We start from the raw sequence: 17978 nt of genomic DNA, 5'->3' as shown, positions 1-17978 counted from the left end.
GCCGGTCCTGGCTCGAAGTGATGCCCGTCGACCTGGCCCGGTGCGGCTTGAACCTAGAGGACCCGGCGCTGCCACTGAGAGGGGTGACAGCGTCCCTCTGCCCGTTCAGCCTGCCGTGCCTCCACCGAACTTCCGATGCGTACGCCCGAGAACGACGGTGGGTGACGACCCGTCCGGGCCGTCACCCACCTGGGAAATCTCCGCGCCGTCAGTCCTCGTCGGACTTTCCACCGCCCATTCCGGAGGAGATCAGGTCCATCACCGAGGAGTCCTGGAGCGTGGTCACGTCGCCGAGCGAACGGTGCTCCGCGACGTCCCGCAGCAGCCGGCGCATGATCTTGCCGGAGCGGGTCTTCGGCAGCTCGGGCACCAGCATGATCTGCCGCGGCTTGGCGATCGGGCCCAACGTCTTCGCCACGTGGTTGCGCAGCTCGGCGATGAGCTGCTCGCCCGCCTCGCCGGAGGTCTCCGCGTTGCCGCGCGGGATGGCGAACGCGACGATCGCCTGGCCGGTGGTCGGGTCGGTCGCGCCCACCACCGCCGCCTCGGCCACCGACGGGTGGCTGACCAGCGCCGACTCCACCTCGGTCGTGGAGATGTTGTGCCCGGACACCAGCATCACGTCGTCGACCCGGCCGAGCAGCCAGATGTGTCCGTCGTCGTCCTTCTTCGCCCCGTCGCCGGCGAAGTAGACCCAGTCCTCCCCGCTGTTGGCGCCGGCGCCGAACCGCGACCAGTAGGTCTCGATGAACCGGTTGTCGTCGCCCCAGATGGTCCGCAGCATCGACGGCCACGGCTCCTTGAGCACCAGGTAGCCGCCGCCACCGTTGGGCACCGACTGGCCCTGGTCGTCCACCACGTCGGCGACGATGCCCGGCAGCGAGGTCATCGCCGAGCCCGGCTTGGCCTCGGTGACACCCGGCAGCGGGGAGATCATGATGGCGCCGGTCTCGGTCTGCCACCAGGTGTCCACGACCGGCAGCTGACCCCGGCCGACGTGCTGGCGGTACCAGATCCACGCCTCCGGGTTGATCGGCTCGCCGACGCTGCCCAGCAGGCGCAGCGAGGAGAGGTCGTACCCGGCGGGGATGTCCTCGCCCCACTTCATCATGGTGCGGATCAAGGTGGGCGCGGTGTACAGGATGGTGACCTTGTACTTGTCCACCACCTCCCAGAACCGGCCCTTGTGCGGGGTGTCCGGGGTGCCCTCGTACATGACCTGGGTGGCGCCGTTCGAGAGCGGGCCGTAGACGATGTAGGAGTGCCCGGTGACCCAGCCGATGTCGGCGGTGCACCAGTAGACGTCGGTGTCCGGCTTGAGGTCGAAGACCGCGTGCGTGGTGTACGACGTCTGGGTCAGGTAGCCGCCGGTGGTGTGCAGGATGCCCTTCGGCCGGGCCGTGGTGCCGCTGGTGTAGAGGATGAAGAGCGGGTGCTCGGCGTCGAACGGCTGCGCGGTGTGCTCCGGCGAGGCGGTCTCCACCGTCTCGTGCCACCAGTGGTCCTTCGCCGACCAGGCGACCTCCTCACCGGTCCGGCGCACCACCAGCACGTGCTCCACCGACGGGCACTTCGCCACCGCCTCGTCGACGGTCGGCTTGAGCGCCGACGGCTTGCCCCGGCGGAAGCCGCCGTCCGCGGTGATCACCACCTTGGCGGTGGCGTCCTGGATCCGGTTGGTCAGCGCGTCGGCGGAGAAGCCGCCGAAGACCACGCTGTGCGTGGCGCCGATCCGGGCGCAGGCCAGCATGGCCACCGCCGCCTCGGGGATCATCGGCAGGTAGATCGCCACCCGGTCGCCGGCGGTCACGCCCAGATCGGTCAGCGCGTTCGCCGCCTGGCAGGTGAGCTTGTGCAGGTCGGCGTAGGTGAGGGTGCGGGTGTCACCCGGCTCGCCCTCCCAGTGGATCGCCACCTTGTCGCCCCGGCCGGCCGCCACGTGCCGGTCCAGGCAGTTGTACGCCACGTTGAGCTGCCCGCCGACGAACCACTTCGCGAACGGCGCGTTCGACCAGTCGAGCACCTGGTCCCACTTCTTCGCCCAGGTCAGCCGCTCGGCCTGGCGCTCCCAGAAGGCCAGCCGGTCCTCGGCCGCCTCGGCGTACGCGTCCGCGGTCACGTTGGCGTTCGCGGCGAGCTCGGCCGGCGGCGGGAACTGGCGCGTCTCGTTCAGCAAGTTGGCCAATGCCTCGCTCATGCGGTGACTCCTTCTGCGTGACCTGCGTCTCCTACCCGGGAGAGGTTAGTCGGGCCACACCCCTGCCCGCGACCGCCCGGGGACGGGCCGCGCGCCCAGCGGCCCCCGGTACGCGCCCGGTGGCGCTCGCTCCCCGCCGCCGTCCCGTCCGGCTCGGCGTGGAGCGGGATGCGGCAGGTCGGTGGTTCCCGGGTCGCGGAGGGCGCGGCTGCCGCAACTCACCGTGGCCGGGGTCGCCTTGCCGCCGGGTGGCGCCCGGCGGGCGCGGCGGGGTGGATAGCGTGGCGGGGTGACCACGGATCCGCTCGCCCCGCTGCTCGCGCTCGCCGATATCGCGCCCGCCGTCGAGCGGGCCCGCGAGCGGGTCGACCAGGCCCACCGGCATCGTGCGCTGCGCCGCCAGGGCGGGCAGGTGGCCGCCGAGGTCAGCCTCCGCTCGGCCGTGGCCAGCACCGCACTGGAGGGCCGCCCGCACGACCGCGAGGAGGTACGCGCCGGCACGGTCACCGACCCGGTGCTCCAGGGCGCGCTGCGGGTGGCCGGGGCGCTGCCCGGGCTGAGCGAACTCTGGCCGAAGGCCCCCCGGCAGGTCCTCGCCCGGCTGCACGTGCTCGCCGCCCGGGACGTCGTCGCCGAGACGGAGCTGGGCCGGCCGGTGACCGATCCGGTGGTCGCGGCGCGCCTCGACGGGCTGGCCGGCCTGGTCGCCGGGGGGACGAAGGTGCCCCCGCTGGTGCTGGCCGCCGTGGTGCACGGCGAGCTGCTGAACCTGCGTCCGTTCGCCGGCCCGTCCGGGGTGGTGGCCCGGGCCGCCGCCCGGCTGGTGCTGATCTCGACCGGATTCGACCCGCGTGGGCTGGTCGCCGTGGACGTGGGTCACCGGGAACGGGAGCCGGAGTACGTCGGCGCGGCCGGCGCCTTCGCCACCGGCACGCCGGACGGGCTGCGCTCCTGGCTGCGCCACTACATGTCAGCGGTCGAGGTCGGTGCGGACCAGATCACCCTGATCGGCGACGAGGTCCTCGCCGCCTCCTGACCCGCGCCGCCCTCCCGGGCTCAAGATCCGCGCTGATTCACGGAAAGAGTGGCTATTCCATGGCGAATGGCCACTCTTTCCCTGTATGAGTGCCCGTGCCAGAGGCGGGTGCGGTGGAGGGGCGATCGGGGGCCCGGCGGTCAGGCGGTCGGTGTGGTGGCGGCGCGGGTGCGGCGGTGCCGTCCGTACCAGGCGATGCCGATGGCCACGCCGACGCCGACGCCGAGGGCCGCCGCGGCGACCGGCACGGCCGGACGCTCCCGCAGCCGCCGGCCCAGCGGGACCGGGTGCCGGAACTCCAGCACCGGCCACGAGTTCTCCACGGCCAGCTTGCGCAGCGCCCGGTCCGGGTTGACCGCGGTCGGGTGGCCCACGCACTCCAGCAGCGGGCGGTCGCTGTACGAGTCGGAGTAGGCGTACGAGTCGGCGAGGTCGTACCCGCGTGCGGTGGCCAGCTCGCCGACGGCGTCGACCTTGCTCGGGCCGGCCGCGTAGAACTCCACCTCGCCGCTGTAACGGCCGTCCTCGACCGCCATCCGGGTGGCGATCACGTCGGTCACCCCGAGCAGCTCGCCGATCGGCCGGACCATCTCCTCGCCGGAGGCGGAGACGAGCACGACGTCCCGGCCGGCGGCCTGGTGCTCCTCGATGAGGGCGGCGGCCTCGGCGTACACGTAGGGGTTGATCAGCTCGTGCAGCGTCTCCGCGACGATCTGGCGGACCTGCTCCACCTGCCAGCCCTTGCAGAGCGTGGCCAGGTAGTCCCGGGTCCGGGCCATGGTCTGCTCGTCGGTGCCGCCCAGCCGGAACATCAGCTGCGCGTACGCCGACTTGACCACGTCACGCCGGTTGATCAGGCCGTCCCGGTAGAACGGCCGACCAAACGCCAGAGCGCTCGACTTGGCGATGACGGTCTTGTCGAGATCGAAGAAAGCGGCACTTCGGCCCACGGCGCGAAAGTCTAGCCGCACGGGCGGCTTCCGGCGGGTGCCCGGGGGGCCACCCCGGCGCGCGAGTGATCGTCACTCTCTGCGCAGCGTGATGGCAGTCACACTGTGCGAAGAGAATTTAGCAATGGGTGGAGTGAGGACCACTCGACGTATACGGGTCCGCTGCGGCATGCTTGTGCGCGACGAGAGTTCACCTCTCGTCGACCGCGAGGCCCTCGGCGGTTGCACCCCCCGTGACCGCTGAGTGGGTTCGGCTCGACCCCCCCGGAGCCGAACCTCCGGCGACCCCCGCCTCCCCCCGGCGGGGGTCGTCCCTTTCTGGTAGCGATGCAGCCTCGCCGAACACACGTACGAATCGATCGGCTGTCGGCGATGCCAGGTCTCAGGACGTTCGTGGCAGAGGAGTCTCGGAACGTGGGTGACACGTCCGGCTAGCGGGGCGGTGACGGCGGTTCGGGTGGGCGTCCTCGGGCGCGGGCTGTATCGGAGAGGGCGATCGCGGCCAGGACGAGAGCAGCGGCGATGGCGATCACCAGCCGCGGCGCCCGGAGCATCGCCGGTGAGATGGCGCCGAGCACGAGGACACCGATCAGCCGGTTGTGGGACACGCGGGCGAAGACCGCGTACTCGAAGATGCCGCGCCCGGCCAGGAACAGCGCGGGCCCGCCGAGGATCATGGCGATCCAGATCGGCTCTGCGGGTCCGAACGGGTCGGCGAGGACGTGATCGACGCAGTTGGCGGTGATGACGATGCCGGCCACCATGATCGGGTGGGAGTAGGTTGCCGAGATGCTGAGGCGGAGCGGATCGGGGGCGGCCGCGATGGCTTCCGCCAGCAGCTGCCCAGCGCGGTAGAAATAGATTCGCCACAACAGCACGGTGGTCGTGAAATACACCAAGGCTGCAAAGATTTGCTCGGCCCCGAAGCCACTGGCGCCGAACGCGAGACCCGTGACCAGGATCAACTCGCCGAGCGCAATGATGAAGAACTGCCGGAAGCGCTCGGCCAAGTGCGCGCCCAGGATCGCGAGCTCCGATCGCGCAAGGCGACCCAACCCCGGGGTGGGCAAGCGGAGTGCGGTCGCCGTGTAGTCGACGGCCACCGCGAGCGTCCACAGCGCCAGACGCGCCGTCTCGTGCGCGACGGCTCCCGCGATCCATGGCACGGCGGACACGCCGTACCAGAAGAATTGCCGCAGGAAGGCGCGCTGCGCCTGGTGGCCGCGCAGCAGGAACACGAGGACGACGCTGGCGACAATCCGAATGGCGACGTACGCGCCCGCGAAGAACAGGCCTCGCTTGCCGAACGCCTCCGGCGTCGCGGCGGCCATCACCAGGATGCCAAGCATGGACGCGATGGCCAGCAGCTGTATCGGCGGTCGTTGCGGATCGAACCTGTCGGTTACCCCCGCAACGCGGGACCAGACCCACCACAGGGCCAGCAGCAACACCAGCGTCTGGAAGGTGCCGATCCACGTCAGATTCTGGAGCAGCCCCTGCGTGAGCCGGAAGAGCGCGAGGACGAACACCAGGTCGAAGAACAGTTCCAGGTACGTTGCCTGCTGCGGCTGCCCGGGTCTCCGCAGCAGCCCGCCGGCCCTACTCGTCGCCATAGGCTCGCCCGCTTCTGCCGTCATTGTCGCTTTGAAGCAGTACCACGCTGCCGGCCCTGGTGGATGCGGATGTGCTGCCATGACCCGGGTCGAGTGGCGGCGTTCTACAGGGGGGTGTCAGCCAGGTCCGGATACCGATCCGTCACGACGTAGGTCCTGGGACCGGACAGCCGGCTGTCGGCTGTCGAGTCCCACCTGATTCTTGAATGTGGCCTAGGGACATTTAGGGCGATCGTATCGGCGATGATCGGGCGGGACATGTCTGGGACCCTGGGCCGCATGGAGAGCGTGGATCCGGGCGGGCCGCTGAGTGACCCTGAGGTCCGGGAGTTGACGCGGTTGCTGGCACGGTTCGCGTCGCACGATCTGGACCAGTGGGAGAACTGGCGTATCGACACCTCGCATGGTCCGGTGTTCATGTCGGTCAGCCGTAAGTCGCTGCCGGGCTGACCGGAGGATGCGTTCACCACGATCTGGCCGATGCCTGCGCACCTGGCCGAGGACGGTCCGAGGGGTTGGTCGGTGTGGCGGCAGGACGACAACGGCAATCGGTACGAGGTTTCCCGACACGCCAGCCGGGCGGAGGCGGACTCAATGGCCGCCAGGATGGAGGCACGAGGCCACAAGCAGACCTATTGGGTCGCCCGATCGGTCTGAGCCCCGCCGCCGGACGGTGACTAGTCAGCGACGTGGATGACGATCTTGCCGCGGCGTTTGGCCGTCTCGAGCGCCTCGTAACCTGAGCGGGTCTCAGTGAGGGGTAGCACTCGGTCCAGCACCGGCCTCAACCGGCCGTTATCGACGAGCTCGGCGATGGAACGCAACGCGTTCTGGTTGGGCTCGACGATGAAGTACACCCCACGAACGCCATGCCGGGCTGCTTCCTGCTGGTCGGGTGGGGTGACGAGGGTGACCAGGACACCGCCCGGTTTCAGGACTGACCAGGACCGCGACTGCGTGGCTCCTCCGACAAGATCTACGACCACGTCCACGTCGCGGACGTGGTCCTCGAAGCGGTCGTGCGCATAATCGATGACCTGCTCGGCACCCAGATCCTTGACGAATTCCAGGTCTCCCGCCGCCGCCGTGGCGCTCACGCGAGCACCGAGACCGGCCGCGAGCTGCACCACGAAGATCCCCACGCCGCCGGCGCCGCCCTGCACCAGCACGTGCTGGCCGGCCTGCAGGTCTGCGTGATCCACCAGTGCCTGCCAGGCACTCAACGCGGCCAGTGGGAGCGCTGCGGCGTGGTCGTGGTCAACGGTGGCGGGTTTGGCCGCCAGGACGGCCGCGGGCACGGCGACGTACTCGGCGGCCGCGCCATCGCGGGTGAAAGGGATCAAGCCGTAGACGGCCTCCCCCTCGGCGGGGCTCTCCACCCCCGTCCCGGACGCCGCGACGACTCCGGAGAACTCATGCGACGGGATGACCGGAGTGCGCTCAGGTCCTGACCCGTCCGAGCTGTACGTCCAAGTCTGCGGCCAGGTGAGCTCAGTGGGTGTCATGGAAGCAGCCTTCACAGCCACCAACACCTCACCAGGCCCCGGCTCAGGCCGCGGCGCCTCCTCGTACACGAGCTGCTCCGGCCCGCCTCTGGTGTGAGCTCTCACGGCGTGCATCGTGCTCATCCGACTGCTGCTCCCTCCCGACCGCATTTCGATCGGCCCGCCGACCCTGGGGATGAACCGCAGGCAACTCCCGCATTATCTGGCGGTTCGGCGGCGCGCCTGTCGGACTTCCGTAACCCCTACCCCTTCGGCACAGAAGCGCGCTGGATCAGGGGCTCCCGGGCAGCAGCACGCGGCGGTCGTCTGGCGGCGACCGCCGAAGCCAAGCATGCAGCAGCCCATAGCTTGGGTCCCCATCCCCCCGGGTGGGGTCGTCCCGTTGCGGCGAGCGCTCCTGTCACGCTCCGCCGCCCACCTGAGCACAGCGCACAGCCGTACCGGTCGAAGTCTTCCTTCCCGTAGCAGATCCACTCGTCTCCCGGGGCCCGTCCACAGCCGGCCGCCCTGTCCACAGGGCGGCGTCGTCCGGCGGCACGGGGCGTTCCGTCCAGCCAGGCTTTCCGCAGCACCCGAGCCTGACCGCTGGAGGCCGCCATGCCGCCCCGTACCCCGCTCCCGCCGCGCCGTCGGCTGCCCCTGCTCGTGACCGCCGACGGCGACCTCCTCGACGAGCTGCTCCGCCTCGCCGCCGCGGGTGGCACCGAGGTCGAGCTGGCCGCCGATCCGGCGGCCGCCCGAGCCCGCTGGACCCCGGCTCCGCTGGTGCTCGTCGGCGCCGACCAGGCACAGGCGTGCCTGCGGGCCCGGCTGCCGCGGCGGCCCCGCACGGTGCTGGTCGGCCGCTCCGGGCACCTCGACCCCGGTACGGAGATCGCCGAACTGATCGGCGCCGAGCACGTGGCGACCCTGCCCGCCGCCGAGCCGTGGCTGGTCGACCGGTTCGCCGAGTGCACGGCCGACCCGTCGGGCCCCGGGGCGGCCCGCGTCGTGGCGGTGCTCGGTGGGCGCGGCGGCGCGGGCGCCAGCGTGCTCGCCGGCGGCCTCGCCGTCACCGCGGCCCGGGCCCGCCGGCGCACCCTCCTGGTGGACGCCGACCCCCTCGGCGGCGGGCTCGACCTCGTGCTCGGCTGGGAACAGCTGGAAGGACTGCGCTGGCCCGGGCTGACCGGCACCGACGGGCGCGTCGACCCGCCCTCGCTGGTCCGTGCCCTGCCCAGCCGCGGTGACCTCGTGGTGCTTTCCTGGGACCGGGGCGACCTGCTGCCCCTGCCGGCCGAGGCGATGGCCGCCACCATCGACGCCGGCCGTCGCGGCCGCGACATGGTGGTGCTCGACCTGCCCCGGCACCTCGACGACGCGGCCGTCGTCGCGTTGCAGTCGGCGGACCGGGCCCTGGTGGTCGTACCGGCCGAGCTGCGGGCCACCGCAGCGGCGGCCCGGGTGGTCGCCGAGGCCGCTCCGCACTGCGCCGACCTGGCCGTCGTCGTACGCGGCCCCGCCCCGGGCCGGCTCAAGGCCACCGAGGTGGCCCGGGCGCTGGGCCTGCCGCTCGCCGGAACGCTCCGTCCCGAGCCGGGACTCTGCCGGGGGCTGGAACGCGGGGAGGCGCCCGCCGCCGGCGGCAAGGGCCCCCTCGCGGCCCTCTGCCAGCGGATCCTCGACGAGCTGACCGGCGAGTCGACCACGGGCGCGGCATGACCGGGCCGGCCGACTCCGAGGAGTTGGCGGTCCGGGTCCGTCACCGGTTCGCCGCCGAGGCCACCCCGGTCACGCCCGCCGCCATCGTCTCCGCCGTACGCGCCGAGCCCGCTGCCGGCGTGCTCGGTGACACCGCCCTGCTGCGGATCGCCGACCGGGTGCACGACGACCTCGTCGGCGCCGGGCCACTCGCGCCACTGCTGGCCGACCCGCAGGTCACCGACGTCCTGGTGAACGGCACCCGGGTGTGGGTCGACCGGGGGCGGGGGCTGCACCAAGTGGCCGTGCCGCTCGGCACCGTCGACGACGTACGCCGGCTGGCACAGCGTCTCATCGCCTCCGCCGGGCGGCGGCTCGACGACGGCTCCCCGTACGCCGACGCCCGCCTGCCCGACGGCACCCGGCTGCACGCGGTGCTGCCACCCGTGGCGACCGAGGGGCCGTACCTCTCGCTGCGCACCTTCCGGCAGCGCCCGTTCAGCCTCGACGAGCTGGTCCGTCAGGGCACCGTGCCACGGCCGGTCGCCCCGGTGCTCGCCGCCGTCGTGGCGGCCCGACTGGCGTACCTGGTCACCGGCGGCACGGGCTCCGGCAAGACCACCCTGCTCAACACCCTGCTCGGGCTGGTTCCCGGCACGGAGCGGATCGTCCTCGTCGAGGTGCGTCCGGTCCACCCGCACGTGATCGGGCTCCAGGCCCGCACCTCCAACGTGGAGGGCGTCGGGGCGGTCGGGCTGAGCGACCTGGTCCGGCAGGCACTGCGGATGCGACCCGACCGGCTGGTGGTGGGCGAGTGCCGGGGCGCGGAGGTGGTCGACCTGCTCGCCGCGCTGAACACCGGCCACGACGGCGGCGCCGGGACCCTGCACGCCAACGCCCCGACGGACGTACCGGCCCGGCTGGAGGCGCTCGGGCTGCTCGGCGGACTGCCCCGGGCGGCCCTGCACGCGCAGGTCACCGCAGCGCTCCAGGTGCTCCTCCAGGTACGCCGGACCACCGAGGGGCGGGTGCTGGAATCCATCAGCCTGCTCCTCCCCGAAGGCCCCGAGCGGCTGGCCACCGTGGTCCCCGCCTGGGTACGCGGGCGCGGGCTCGGCCTCGCCGCCCGGCGACTGGGCGCGCTGCTGAGCGAGCGTGGCGCGCCGGTGCCGCCGATCCTCTGCGCGGCCTGGCCGGGCTCGGCGGGTCCGGCGGGTCCGGCGTGACCGGGCCGGCCTGGCTGGTGACCGCGCTCCTGCTCGGGGCCGCGACCGCGGTGGCCTGGCCCGCACGTGCCGTACGGACCAGGCGGCGTGCCGTGCTCGATGCGGCACCCGGTCCCGGGGCGGCTCCGGTGGCGCTCCGGACGCCGGCCGATGCGCCACCGGGATGCCGGGCGGCCCCGACGCGCGGCCGCCACGACGGGCAGTCCACGCTGGAGCGCCCGTCGCCGACGCGGCCGCCCAACCGGCGCGACGCCGCCCATCCCTCCGCCGCGCTCCGCCTCGACGTGGCGTCGGGCTCGCCTGCGGCCGCTCGGTCACTCCGCTCGTCCCTGGACGCCCCGGCCTCGACCGGGGTGGCGGGGCTCCCGCCTCGGCGCCTCCTGCTGGCGGCGATCGTGCTGGGCGGTGGGACGGGGGCCGTGCTGGGCGGCCCGGTGGGCGGGGTGGTGCTCGCCGCCTACGGCGCGCTCGGCGCTCGGGCGGTCCGCCGCCGGCACGCCCGCCGGTCGGCCGAGCAGGCCCGCCGCCGGGAGCTCGACCAGCTCTGCACGCTCGCCGCCGACCTGCGGGCCGGGCTGCCGGTCACCCTCGCGCCGGTCGACGGACCGGACCGGGTGGCCCGGCTGGCCCGGGCCGCCGTGCGGCTGGCCGATCGCACCGGAGCACCCCTGGCCGACCTGCTCGAACGCGTCGAGGCGGACGCCCGGGCCAACGACCGTGGCCTCGCCGCGGCCGACGCTCAGGCGGCCGGTGCCCGGGCCACCGCCTGGCTGCTCGCCGCGCTACCGCTCGGTGGCATCGGGCTGGGCTATGCCATCGGGGTCGACCCGGTCGCCGTCCTGCTGCACACGCCGGTCGGCGGTGGCAGCGCGATCGGGGCCGTCGCATTGCAGATCAGCGGGCTGCTCTGGGCGGAACGGCTGGGCGCGGCCCCGGGGCGGGCCGACTGATGCCCCGCCACCTGGTGGTGGCGGCCTGCCTGGCCGCGGCGGCCCTGCTCCTCATGGTGACCGGCGGCTCCGCGGGCCGGCCGGTCCGGCGGCTACGCCTGCTGACGCGACGGTCGACAGCGGACGATCGGGCCAGGCCGGCCTGGTGGCCGGACCGGATCCGGCTCGGGTCGGGTCTGGCCAGTGTGGCCGCCCTCGTGCTGGTCGGCGGCTGGGCCGGCCTGATCGCCGGGGTGCTGACCGGTGTGGCCGCGGACCGCCTGTTGCGGCGGATCGAACCACGTACCGCCCGCGAGCGGCGGCTCCGTGAGGCCGCCGACCTGCCCCTCGCGGCCGACCTGCTGGCGGCCGCGCTGCGGGCGGGAGCGCCGGTGGACCGCTCGGTGCTGGCGGTCGCCGAGGCGCTCGGTGGGCCGCTCGCCGACCGACTCGGTCGGGTGGGGCGGACGCTGGAGCTCGGCGGTACGGCGGCGGAATCCTGGGCGCACCTGCATCCGGTGTCCGGTGCGGAGCGCCTGGCGGCGGCCGCGATCCGTTCCTCGGACAGCGGGGCGGCGCTGGCCGGCGCGCTCACCCGCCTCGCCGACGACCTGCGATCCGACCGGGCGGCCGCCGCCGAGGCGACGGCCAGGCGGGCGGGTGTCCTGATCGTGCTGCCGCTCGGGCTCTGTTTCCTGCCCGCCTTCATTCTCGCCGGTCTGGTGCCGGTGATCGTCGCCGTCCTCGGCGACGTGCTGTGATCCCTCGAGACAGGAGTACGACATGCGCAAACTCCTCGCCCGCCTGCGGGGCGACGCCGGGATGAACACCGCCGAGTACGCCGTCGGCACCCTCGCCGCGGTGGCCTTCGCCGGCATCCTGCTGAAGGTGCTCACCTCCGGCAACGTGCAGTCCGCCCTCACCGCCGTCATCGACCGGGCGCTGAAGTGACCGGGCGCCGGTGGGCCGGTCGCCGTCCGGAGGCTCCGGCGGCGGGGCGACCTTCCGTCACCGGGCGTGGAACGCGGTGGGGTGACCGGGAACGTGGTTCCTTCACCGCCGAGTTGGCGGCCGGCCTGCCGGCGCTCGTCCTGCTGCTGATCGCCGGTCTCACCGCGGTCGGGGCGGTGACCACCCGGGCCGGCTGCCTGGACGCGGCCCGGGAGGCGGCGCTCGCCGCCTCCCGGGGAGAGTCGGGATCGGCTGCCGGCGCCCGGTACGCGCCGGCCGGCGCCGACATCTCGGTCACCGTGTCCGGCGACCGGGTCACCGCGACGGTCCGGGCGCCGGTCCGCACGCTCGGTGCGCGGCTGCCCCGGATCACCGTGTCCGCCACCGCGGTGGCGGCCGTCGAGCCGGGTACGCCCGGACCGCGCCCATGAGTCCACCTGCCGGAGCGCCGGGGCCGAGGGCGGCCGACCGGGGCGGGGCGACCGTCTGTCTGCTCGCCGTCGGCCTGGTCTACGTGGTGGTGGGGCTCTTCGGCGCGGCGCTCGGCGCCGCCCGGGTCGCCCGGCAGCAGGCCCACGCCGCAGCCGACTTCGGTGCGCTGGCGGGAGCGGGTGGGGCGCTCGACGGTGACGCGGCGGCGTGCCGGCGGGCCGGCGAGTTCGCCGGGGCCAATGGCGGCCGGCTGGTGGCCTGCCGGCTCGACGGCCTCGACGTGCTGGTCACGGCGGAGGTCACGGTGTCGCCCATGCCGTGGCTGACCCGTACCGCCACGGCAACCTCCCGGGCCGGCCCGGTCCGCGGCTGACCCCGGGCAGCCCCCGCACCCGGGGCCGGTCACGCCCGTGGCTCTCAAGGCCCACCCGGGGCGGGGCCGGTCACGGGGGGCCGGTCACGGGGCGAGGCTGTCACGAGGCGGGGCGGTGACGAGGCGGGGCCGGACGATCCGAACCGATCGGACCGTCCGGCCCCGGCCGGCGTACCTGTCCGCGCGGATCGGTCCTTCCTCTGTCGACCGAGCCGCTCCAGGGTCAGCGGCTCTGCAGGGCGTCCAGGCCGACCGCCATGGCGATGACCAGTCGGCGGTCGATCTGCGGGTTCTGGATCTCGACGACGTACCGGTCGCGCAGGCCCCACTTCTTGACGACCGAGAACACCGGCTGGCCGCCGGCGACGAAGTCGAAGTGGTACGGCAGCCAGGAGAGCGAGTCGACGAAGCGGCGCAGCAGGGCCACCGGCAGGCTGCGCTCCTGCCCGGTGATCTGGGGCAGGCCGGCCTGCTCGACGTGCCACGTCGACCGCAGCAGCGACTGCGCGAAGTCCTTGCGGAACAGGCCGATCGGGTTGCCGGCGTGGTCGGTCACGTCGTACGTGGCGCCGAGGTCGAGCCGCTGGCGGGCCTTGAAGCCGAGCAGCGGATGTTGCTTGGAGTCGTCGGTGTAGATGGTCACCTGCTCCTTGAACGCGAGGCGCTTCTGCTGCGCGAACGCGAGCATGGGGCCCTCGGTGCCGTCCGGTGCGACGGCGCGGACCTCGTACTGGTTGACCATCATCCGGATCCGCTGCCGGACGAAGAACTGGTGCTGGGTCTGCAGGCTGTCGAGCTGCATGGAATCTCCTTCGAGGGTGAACGCCGGAGTTTCGCACAGCTCGGCCCTCGGCGTCCGCCCCCGTGGGCCGCGCCGTCGACCGATCTACTTCGATGCCGTTAGCGGCCGCCGTCGACGGTTGCCTTCATCGCCCACGCGTTGAGGACCTGGTGGATGCCGCGCAGCCGCTCGTTGATCTGTGCCAGCCGTTCGGCCTGGGCCAGGTTGGCCAGCGCGCTGCCCAGGGCGATCTGCTGGTCGGGCGTGAGGTTCTCCTGGTCGATCGTGTAGAGCAGGTCGACGGTCTCGGCGATGGTGTCGGCCACGACTTCTCCTCGGCGGGAAGAATCTCAGGGTCTCTCTCGGGAGCGTCCGCCACGGCGGGGACGGCCATGGAAGCGCTCCCATGCGTCAATGCCCACCCGCCCGCCATTCATGCACCCGTCCCACCATCCAGACACGCCGACCGGGGCGCCGCCTCCGTGACGCCGAGTGGGCCGGATCCGGGAGCGTTTCTTGTCGCTCCGGCGACAAGAAACGCACCCACAGCGGAGCCGGCTGGCGTGAGCGGGTCAGACCGGCGCTGAGAGAGCAGTCAGTCGGGCGTGCTGCTGCCCCCGGTGACGGTCCGTTCCGAGGCCCGCCCGTCCTGCCGGGGCAGCGCCGCCTCACGCGAACCGCCGCCCGCCGCGGCACCTGAGCCTCCGGCCGCGCCGCCCGGTGCGGCGTCGCGCAGACCGCCGTCCGTCGCCTCGCCCGAGCCCGCCGGACCGCCGTCCGTCGCCTCGTCCGAGCCCGTCGCGCCGGCCGCGCCGGCAGGGGAGGCTTGCGCAGCGTTTCCCCTGGCCAGGTTGGCGAGCACCACGTCGAGGACCTTCACCGCGTCCGGTTTGGAGAGCGGGTTGTTGCCGTTGCCGCACTTCGGGGACTGGACGCAGGACGGGCATCCGGTCTCGCAGCCGCACTCGGCGATCGCGTCGCGGGTCGCCCGCAGCCAGGCCGCCGCCGTCCGGTACGCCCGCTCGGCGAACCCGGCCCCGCCGGGGTGGCCGTCGTAGACGAAGACGGTGGGCGCCTCGGTGTCCGGGTGCAGCGCCGTGGAGAGTCCGCCGATGTCCCAGCGGTCGCAGGTGGCCATCAGCGGCAGCAGGCCGATCCCGGCGTGCTCGGCGGCGTGCAGCGCCCCCGGGATGTCCGCCGCCTCGACCCCGGCCGTCGCCAGCGACCCGGGCGAGACGGTGAACCAGACCGCGACGGTGCGCAGCTCCCGGGCCGGCAGGTCCAGCGGCCGGGTGTCGATCACCTCGCCGGTGGCGATCCGCCGCCGCTGGTACGACACCACCTGGCTGGTCACGTCGACCTCGCCGAGGAAGAGCCCGACCGGACCGGCGTCCACGTACGAGCGGACCGACACCACGGACAGCGAGGTGACGTCCCGGGCGTGGGTGGACCAGTCCGGCTCCTCGGCGTGCACCAGCGCGCACCCGTCCGCCAGGTCCAGCGAGTCGACCACGTACGAGACGCCCTGGTGCAGGTAGACCGCGCCGGGGTGGACGAGGAAGTGCGACGAGCCGCCGTCGACGGTGCCGAGCAGCCGGCCGGTGGACTCCTCCACCACGCAGACCGGGGCACCGTCCTCGCCGCGCAGGTCGACCTCGGGGCGTTCCCGGTGCCGCCAGTACCAGCCGGTCGGCCGCTGCCGCAGCGCCCCGGCCTCGACCAGCGAGTCGACCGCCTCCTTCGCGCCCTCGCCGAAGAGTTCCAGGTCGGCCGCGGTGAGCGGGGCCTCGTGCGCGGCGCAGGCGAGCTGCGGGGCGAGCACGTACGGGTTGGCCGGGTCGAGCACGGTCGCCTCGACGGGCCGCCCGAACAGCGCCTCCGGGTGGTGCACCAGGTAGGTGTCCAGCGGGTCGTCCCGGGCCACCAGCACGGCCAGGGCCTCGTCGCCGGAGCGACCGGCCCGGCCGGCCTGCTGCCAGAGCGACGCCCGGGTGCCGGGCCAGCCGCAGATCAGCACGGAGTCGAGCCCGACCAGGTCGACCCCGAGTTCCAGGGCGTTGGTCGAGGCGAGCCCGAGCAGGTCGCCGTGGAGCAGCGCCCGTTCCAGCTCGCGCCGCTCCTCGCGCAGGTAGCCGGCCCGGTAGGCGGCCACCCGGTCGCCCAGCCCGGGCACCGCCTCGTCGAGCGCCCGCCGGGCGTTCGCGGCGACCACCTCGGCTCCCCGCCGGGACCGGACGAAGGCGAGGGTGCGTACCCCCTCGACCACGCTGTCGGCGAGCAGGTCGGCGGTCTCCCGCAGCGCCGACCGGCGGACCGACACCAGGTCGGCGACCTCCTCGCCGACGGAAGGAGGGGGCAGCAGCGGCGGTTCCCAGAGCGCGAAGGTCACCCCGCCGCGCGGGGAGGTGTCCTCGGTGACGGCCGCGACGGGCAGCCCGGTGAGCCGCCCGGCCGCCGTCGCCGGGTCGCCGGACGTCGCCGAGGCCAGCACGAAGACCGGGGTACGCCCGTAGCGCGCGCACTGCCGGCGCAACCGGCGCAGCACGTGCGCCACGTGCGAGCCGAACACGCCCCGGTAGGTGTGGCACTCGTCGATCACCACGTACGCGAGTCGGCGCAGGAAGCCGGACCAGTGCGCGTGCCCGGGCAGGATGCCGTGGTGCAGCATGTCCGGGTTGGTCAGCACGAACCGGGAGTGCCGGCGGATCCACTCCCGCTCGGTGCGCGGGGTGTCGCCGTCGTAGCAGGCGGGGCGTACCCCCTCCAGCTCCAGTCCGGCGACGGCGCGCAGCTGGTCGGCGGCGAGGGCCTTGGTCGGGGCCAGGTAGAGCACCGTGGCGCGCGGGTCGGTGAGCAGCGTGGCCAGGGCCGGCAGCTGGTACGCCAGCGACTTGCCGGACGCCGTCCCGGTGGCCACCACCACGTGCCGCCCGGCGTACGCCAGCTCGGCGGCCTCGGCCTGGTGCCGCCACGGGGCGACCACCCCGCGTCGCGCGAACGCCGCCCGCAGTTCCTCCGGCGCCCAGGCGGGCCACGCCGCCGGCTCCCCGGCCCGGGCCGGCACCCGCTCGACGTGGGTGACCGGGTCGGTGGCGTGCCGGGCGCGCAGCCGGCGCAGCAGCTCGGCCGGCGGGCGCCCGGGACCGCGGCCCGACGGCAGCTTCTGGCCGCGGCGCGGCGGCAGCGGTGCCGGGCCGGAGTCGGAGGTCACGTCCTGCACTCTCGCACTGGTGTTCGGAATTTGGGAACCCGGGGGCCTGGGTATGGGTAGCCCCAACCGGTGACCCCAGGGGGTCCCGCGTGGAGATGGTTAGATGCCCAGGGGAGCTTACCGAGGAGGGGACCGATGGAGCTGTCGTTGGCGACCCGCACCGTGGGGGAGCACACGGTGCTCGAGGTCGGCGGCGAGGTGGACGTCTACACCGCGCCTCGCCTGCGGGAACGGCTCCTCGAACTGATCGACGGTGGGGCCCGCCGGGTCGTGGTCGACCTGGGCCGGGTGGACTTCCTCGACTCGACCGGCCTCGGTGTGCTGGTCGGCGCGCTGAAGCGGCTGCGCTCGGCCGGGGGTTCGTTCGCCCTGGTCTGCGACAAGGAGCCGTTGCTCAAGATCTTCCGGATCACCGCGCTGGACCAGGTCTTCCCGCTGCACCCCACGGTCGATGCGGCGGTCAGCGCCGACCCGACCGGCAGCGGCGCGTGATGGCGACCGTCAAGCTCTCCTTCTCCCCGGCGCCGGTGCACGTCCGCACCGCGCGCCTGGTCGGCGTGGCGGTGGCCCGCCGGGCCGGGGTGCGCGAGGACCTGCTCGACGAGGTGCGCCTGGCGATCGGTGAGGCGTGCACCCGGGCGGTGGCCCTGCACCGGCAGTACGGGCTGGCCGATCCGGTGTACGTGGAGATGTCCGACAGCGGGGCGTACACGGTGCGGGTGGTGGACCGGGCCCCGATCGAGGCGAGCATCGGTCTCGCCGCGCTGCCCCCCGACGAGCTGGCCAAGGAGTCGCTCAGCGAGGACGCGCTGACCACCGGCGTCGGCTTCGCCCTGCTCGCCGGCTTCGTCGAGGACCTCCAGGTGCGCCCGGTCGAGGAGGGCGTCGGCACCGAGGTCCGGATGGTGTGGCCGGTCCGCCGCTGACCTGACCGAAGCGCCGAGGCAGGCCGCGTTCCCCACGGGGACGCGGCCTGGTCGTGTTGGTCGCCCCATATATCAGATTTCTTCGCATAGCACAGCGACGAAGATCATCGAGGCCGGGTGCCCCCTCGGTGTGACCCTCAACACGTCAGAGGGCTACAGTACGCGAGT

At 73.6% G+C, this 17978-nt stretch carries 18 protein-coding genes; 11 read left to right on the top strand and 7 right to left on the bottom strand.

The annotated features are described in order from the left end of the window. Nucleotides 1–208 precede the first annotated feature (208 nt). Nucleotides 209–2197 (bottom strand): acetate--CoA ligase, encoded by a 1989-nt coding sequence (gene acs, locus ACGFI9_RS08225; RefSeq protein ID WP_393176291.1) that lies wholly within the window; start codon nt 2195–2197, stop codon nt 209–211. Nucleotides 2198–2486: 289 nt separating this feature from the next. On the opposite strand from acs, the gene ACGFI9_RS08220 reads away from it, so the two are divergent. Further along, nucleotides 2487–3233: an oxidoreductase gene (locus tag ACGFI9_RS08220; RefSeq protein ID WP_393176289.1), complete on the top strand. Its 747-nt coding sequence runs from the start codon at nt 2487–2489 to the stop codon at nt 3231–3233. A gap of 140 nt (nt 3234–3373) precedes the next feature. Here the strand turns inward: ACGFI9_RS08220 and ACGFI9_RS08215 are convergent, their stop codons facing one another. Both ACGFI9_RS08215 and ACGFI9_RS08210 read right to left on the bottom strand, forming a co-directional pair. Continuing rightward, on the bottom strand, nt 3374–4183 hold the full coding sequence (locus tag ACGFI9_RS08215) for an HAD family hydrolase (protein WP_393176287.1): 810 nt from the start codon (nt 4181–4183) through the stop codon (nt 3374–3376). Between the two features lie 431 nt (nt 4184–4614). Further along, complete coding sequence (locus ACGFI9_RS08210; RefSeq protein WP_393176285.1) at nt 4615–5820, bottom strand: low temperature requirement protein A; 1206 nt, start codon at nt 5818–5820, stop codon at nt 4615–4617. A gap of 255 nt (nt 5821–6075) precedes the next feature. Here ACGFI9_RS08210 and ACGFI9_RS08205 point away from each other — a divergent pair, with 255 nt between their 5' ends. Then, entirely contained in the window at nt 6076–6246 is a 171-nt protein-coding gene (locus ACGFI9_RS08205) for a hypothetical protein (RefSeq protein WP_393176283.1), read from the top strand. 227 nt (nt 6247–6473) lie between these two features. Here the strand turns inward: ACGFI9_RS08205 and ACGFI9_RS08200 are convergent, their stop codons facing one another. Continuing rightward, nucleotides 6474–7415, bottom strand: coding sequence for an NADP-dependent oxidoreductase (locus ACGFI9_RS08200; protein WP_393176670.1), 942 nt, complete (start codon nt 7413–7415; stop codon nt 6474–6476). A gap of 483 nt (nt 7416–7898) precedes the next feature. Between ACGFI9_RS08200 and ssd the strand changes: the two genes are divergently transcribed. From ssd to ACGFI9_RS08165, 7 genes are all read left to right on the top strand, one after another. Beyond that, entirely contained in the window at nt 7899–9002 is a 1104-nt protein-coding gene (ssd, locus tag ACGFI9_RS08195; protein ID WP_393176281.1) for a septum site-determining protein Ssd, read from the top strand. After that, entirely contained in the window at nt 8999–10207 is a 1209-nt protein-coding gene (locus tag ACGFI9_RS08190; RefSeq protein ID WP_393176279.1) for a TadA family conjugal transfer-associated ATPase, read from the top strand. Before ssd ends, ACGFI9_RS08190 begins: the two co-directional genes overlap by 4 nt. Then, on the top strand, nt 10204–11157 hold the full coding sequence (locus ACGFI9_RS08185) for a type II secretion system F family protein (protein ID WP_393176277.1): 954 nt from the start codon (nt 10204–10206) through the stop codon (nt 11155–11157). The genes ACGFI9_RS08190 and ACGFI9_RS08185 overlap by 4 nt, the downstream gene beginning before the upstream one ends. Continuing rightward, nucleotides 11157–11897 (top strand): type II secretion system F family protein, encoded by a 741-nt coding sequence (locus ACGFI9_RS08180; RefSeq protein WP_393176275.1) that lies wholly within the window; start codon nt 11157–11159, stop codon nt 11895–11897. The genes ACGFI9_RS08185 and ACGFI9_RS08180 overlap by 1 nt, the downstream gene beginning before the upstream one ends. A gap of 22 nt (nt 11898–11919) precedes the next feature. After that, on the top strand, nt 11920–12087 hold the full coding sequence (locus ACGFI9_RS08175) for a DUF4244 domain-containing protein (RefSeq protein ID WP_076470820.1): 168 nt from the start codon (nt 11920–11922) through the stop codon (nt 12085–12087). 113 nt (nt 12088–12200) lie between these two features. Continuing rightward, nucleotides 12201–12518, top strand: a complete 318-nt coding sequence (locus ACGFI9_RS08170) for a TadE family type IV pilus minor pilin (RefSeq protein ID WP_393176272.1) — start codon at nt 12201–12203, stop codon at nt 12516–12518. Then, nucleotides 12515–12892 carry an Rv3654c family TadE-like protein gene (locus ACGFI9_RS08165; protein ID WP_393176270.1) on the top strand — a complete coding sequence of 126 codons (378 nt, stop codon included), beginning with the start codon at nt 12515–12517 and terminating at the stop codon, nt 12890–12892. The genes ACGFI9_RS08170 and ACGFI9_RS08165 overlap by 4 nt, the downstream gene beginning before the upstream one ends. Nucleotides 12893–13115: 223 nt before the next feature. On the opposite strand, the gene ACGFI9_RS08160 is transcribed toward ACGFI9_RS08165, so the two are convergent. From ACGFI9_RS08160 to ACGFI9_RS08150, 3 genes are all read right to left on the bottom strand, one after another. Further along, nucleotides 13116–13694 (bottom strand): hypothetical protein, encoded by a 579-nt coding sequence (locus ACGFI9_RS08160; RefSeq protein ID WP_393176268.1) that lies wholly within the window; start codon nt 13692–13694, stop codon nt 13116–13118. Between the two features lie 98 nt (nt 13695–13792). Continuing rightward, a complete protein-coding gene (locus tag ACGFI9_RS08155) occupies nt 13793–13999 on the bottom strand; it encodes a hypothetical protein (RefSeq protein WP_393176266.1) in 207 nt (68 codons plus the stop codon). 269 nt (nt 14000–14268) lie between these two features. Next, the gene (locus ACGFI9_RS08150) at nt 14269–16884 is read right to left on the bottom strand and encodes a DEAD/DEAH box helicase (protein WP_393176264.1); all 2616 of its coding nucleotides are present in this window, start codon (nt 16882–16884) and stop codon (nt 14269–14271) included. A gap of 135 nt (nt 16885–17019) precedes the next feature. On the opposite strand from ACGFI9_RS08150, the gene ACGFI9_RS08145 reads away from it, so the two are divergent. Next, nucleotides 17020–17376, top strand: coding sequence for an STAS domain-containing protein (locus ACGFI9_RS08145; protein ID WP_393176262.1), 357 nt, complete (start codon nt 17020–17022; stop codon nt 17374–17376). Further along, nucleotides 17376–17810: an ATP-binding protein gene (locus ACGFI9_RS08140; protein WP_123238815.1), complete on the top strand. Its 435-nt coding sequence runs from the start codon at nt 17376–17378 to the stop codon at nt 17808–17810. Before ACGFI9_RS08145 ends, ACGFI9_RS08140 begins: the two co-directional genes overlap by 1 nt. The last annotated feature ends 168 nt before the right edge of the window (nt 17811–17978 follow it).

This window comes from Micromonospora sp. NPDC048930 (assembly GCF_043197935.1).
Classification (GTDB): Bacteria; Actinomycetota; Actinomycetes; order Mycobacteriales; family Micromonosporaceae; genus Micromonospora.
Note: the sequence above shows the minus strand (reverse complement) of the source record. Positions and strands in the feature narration are given on the sequence as shown.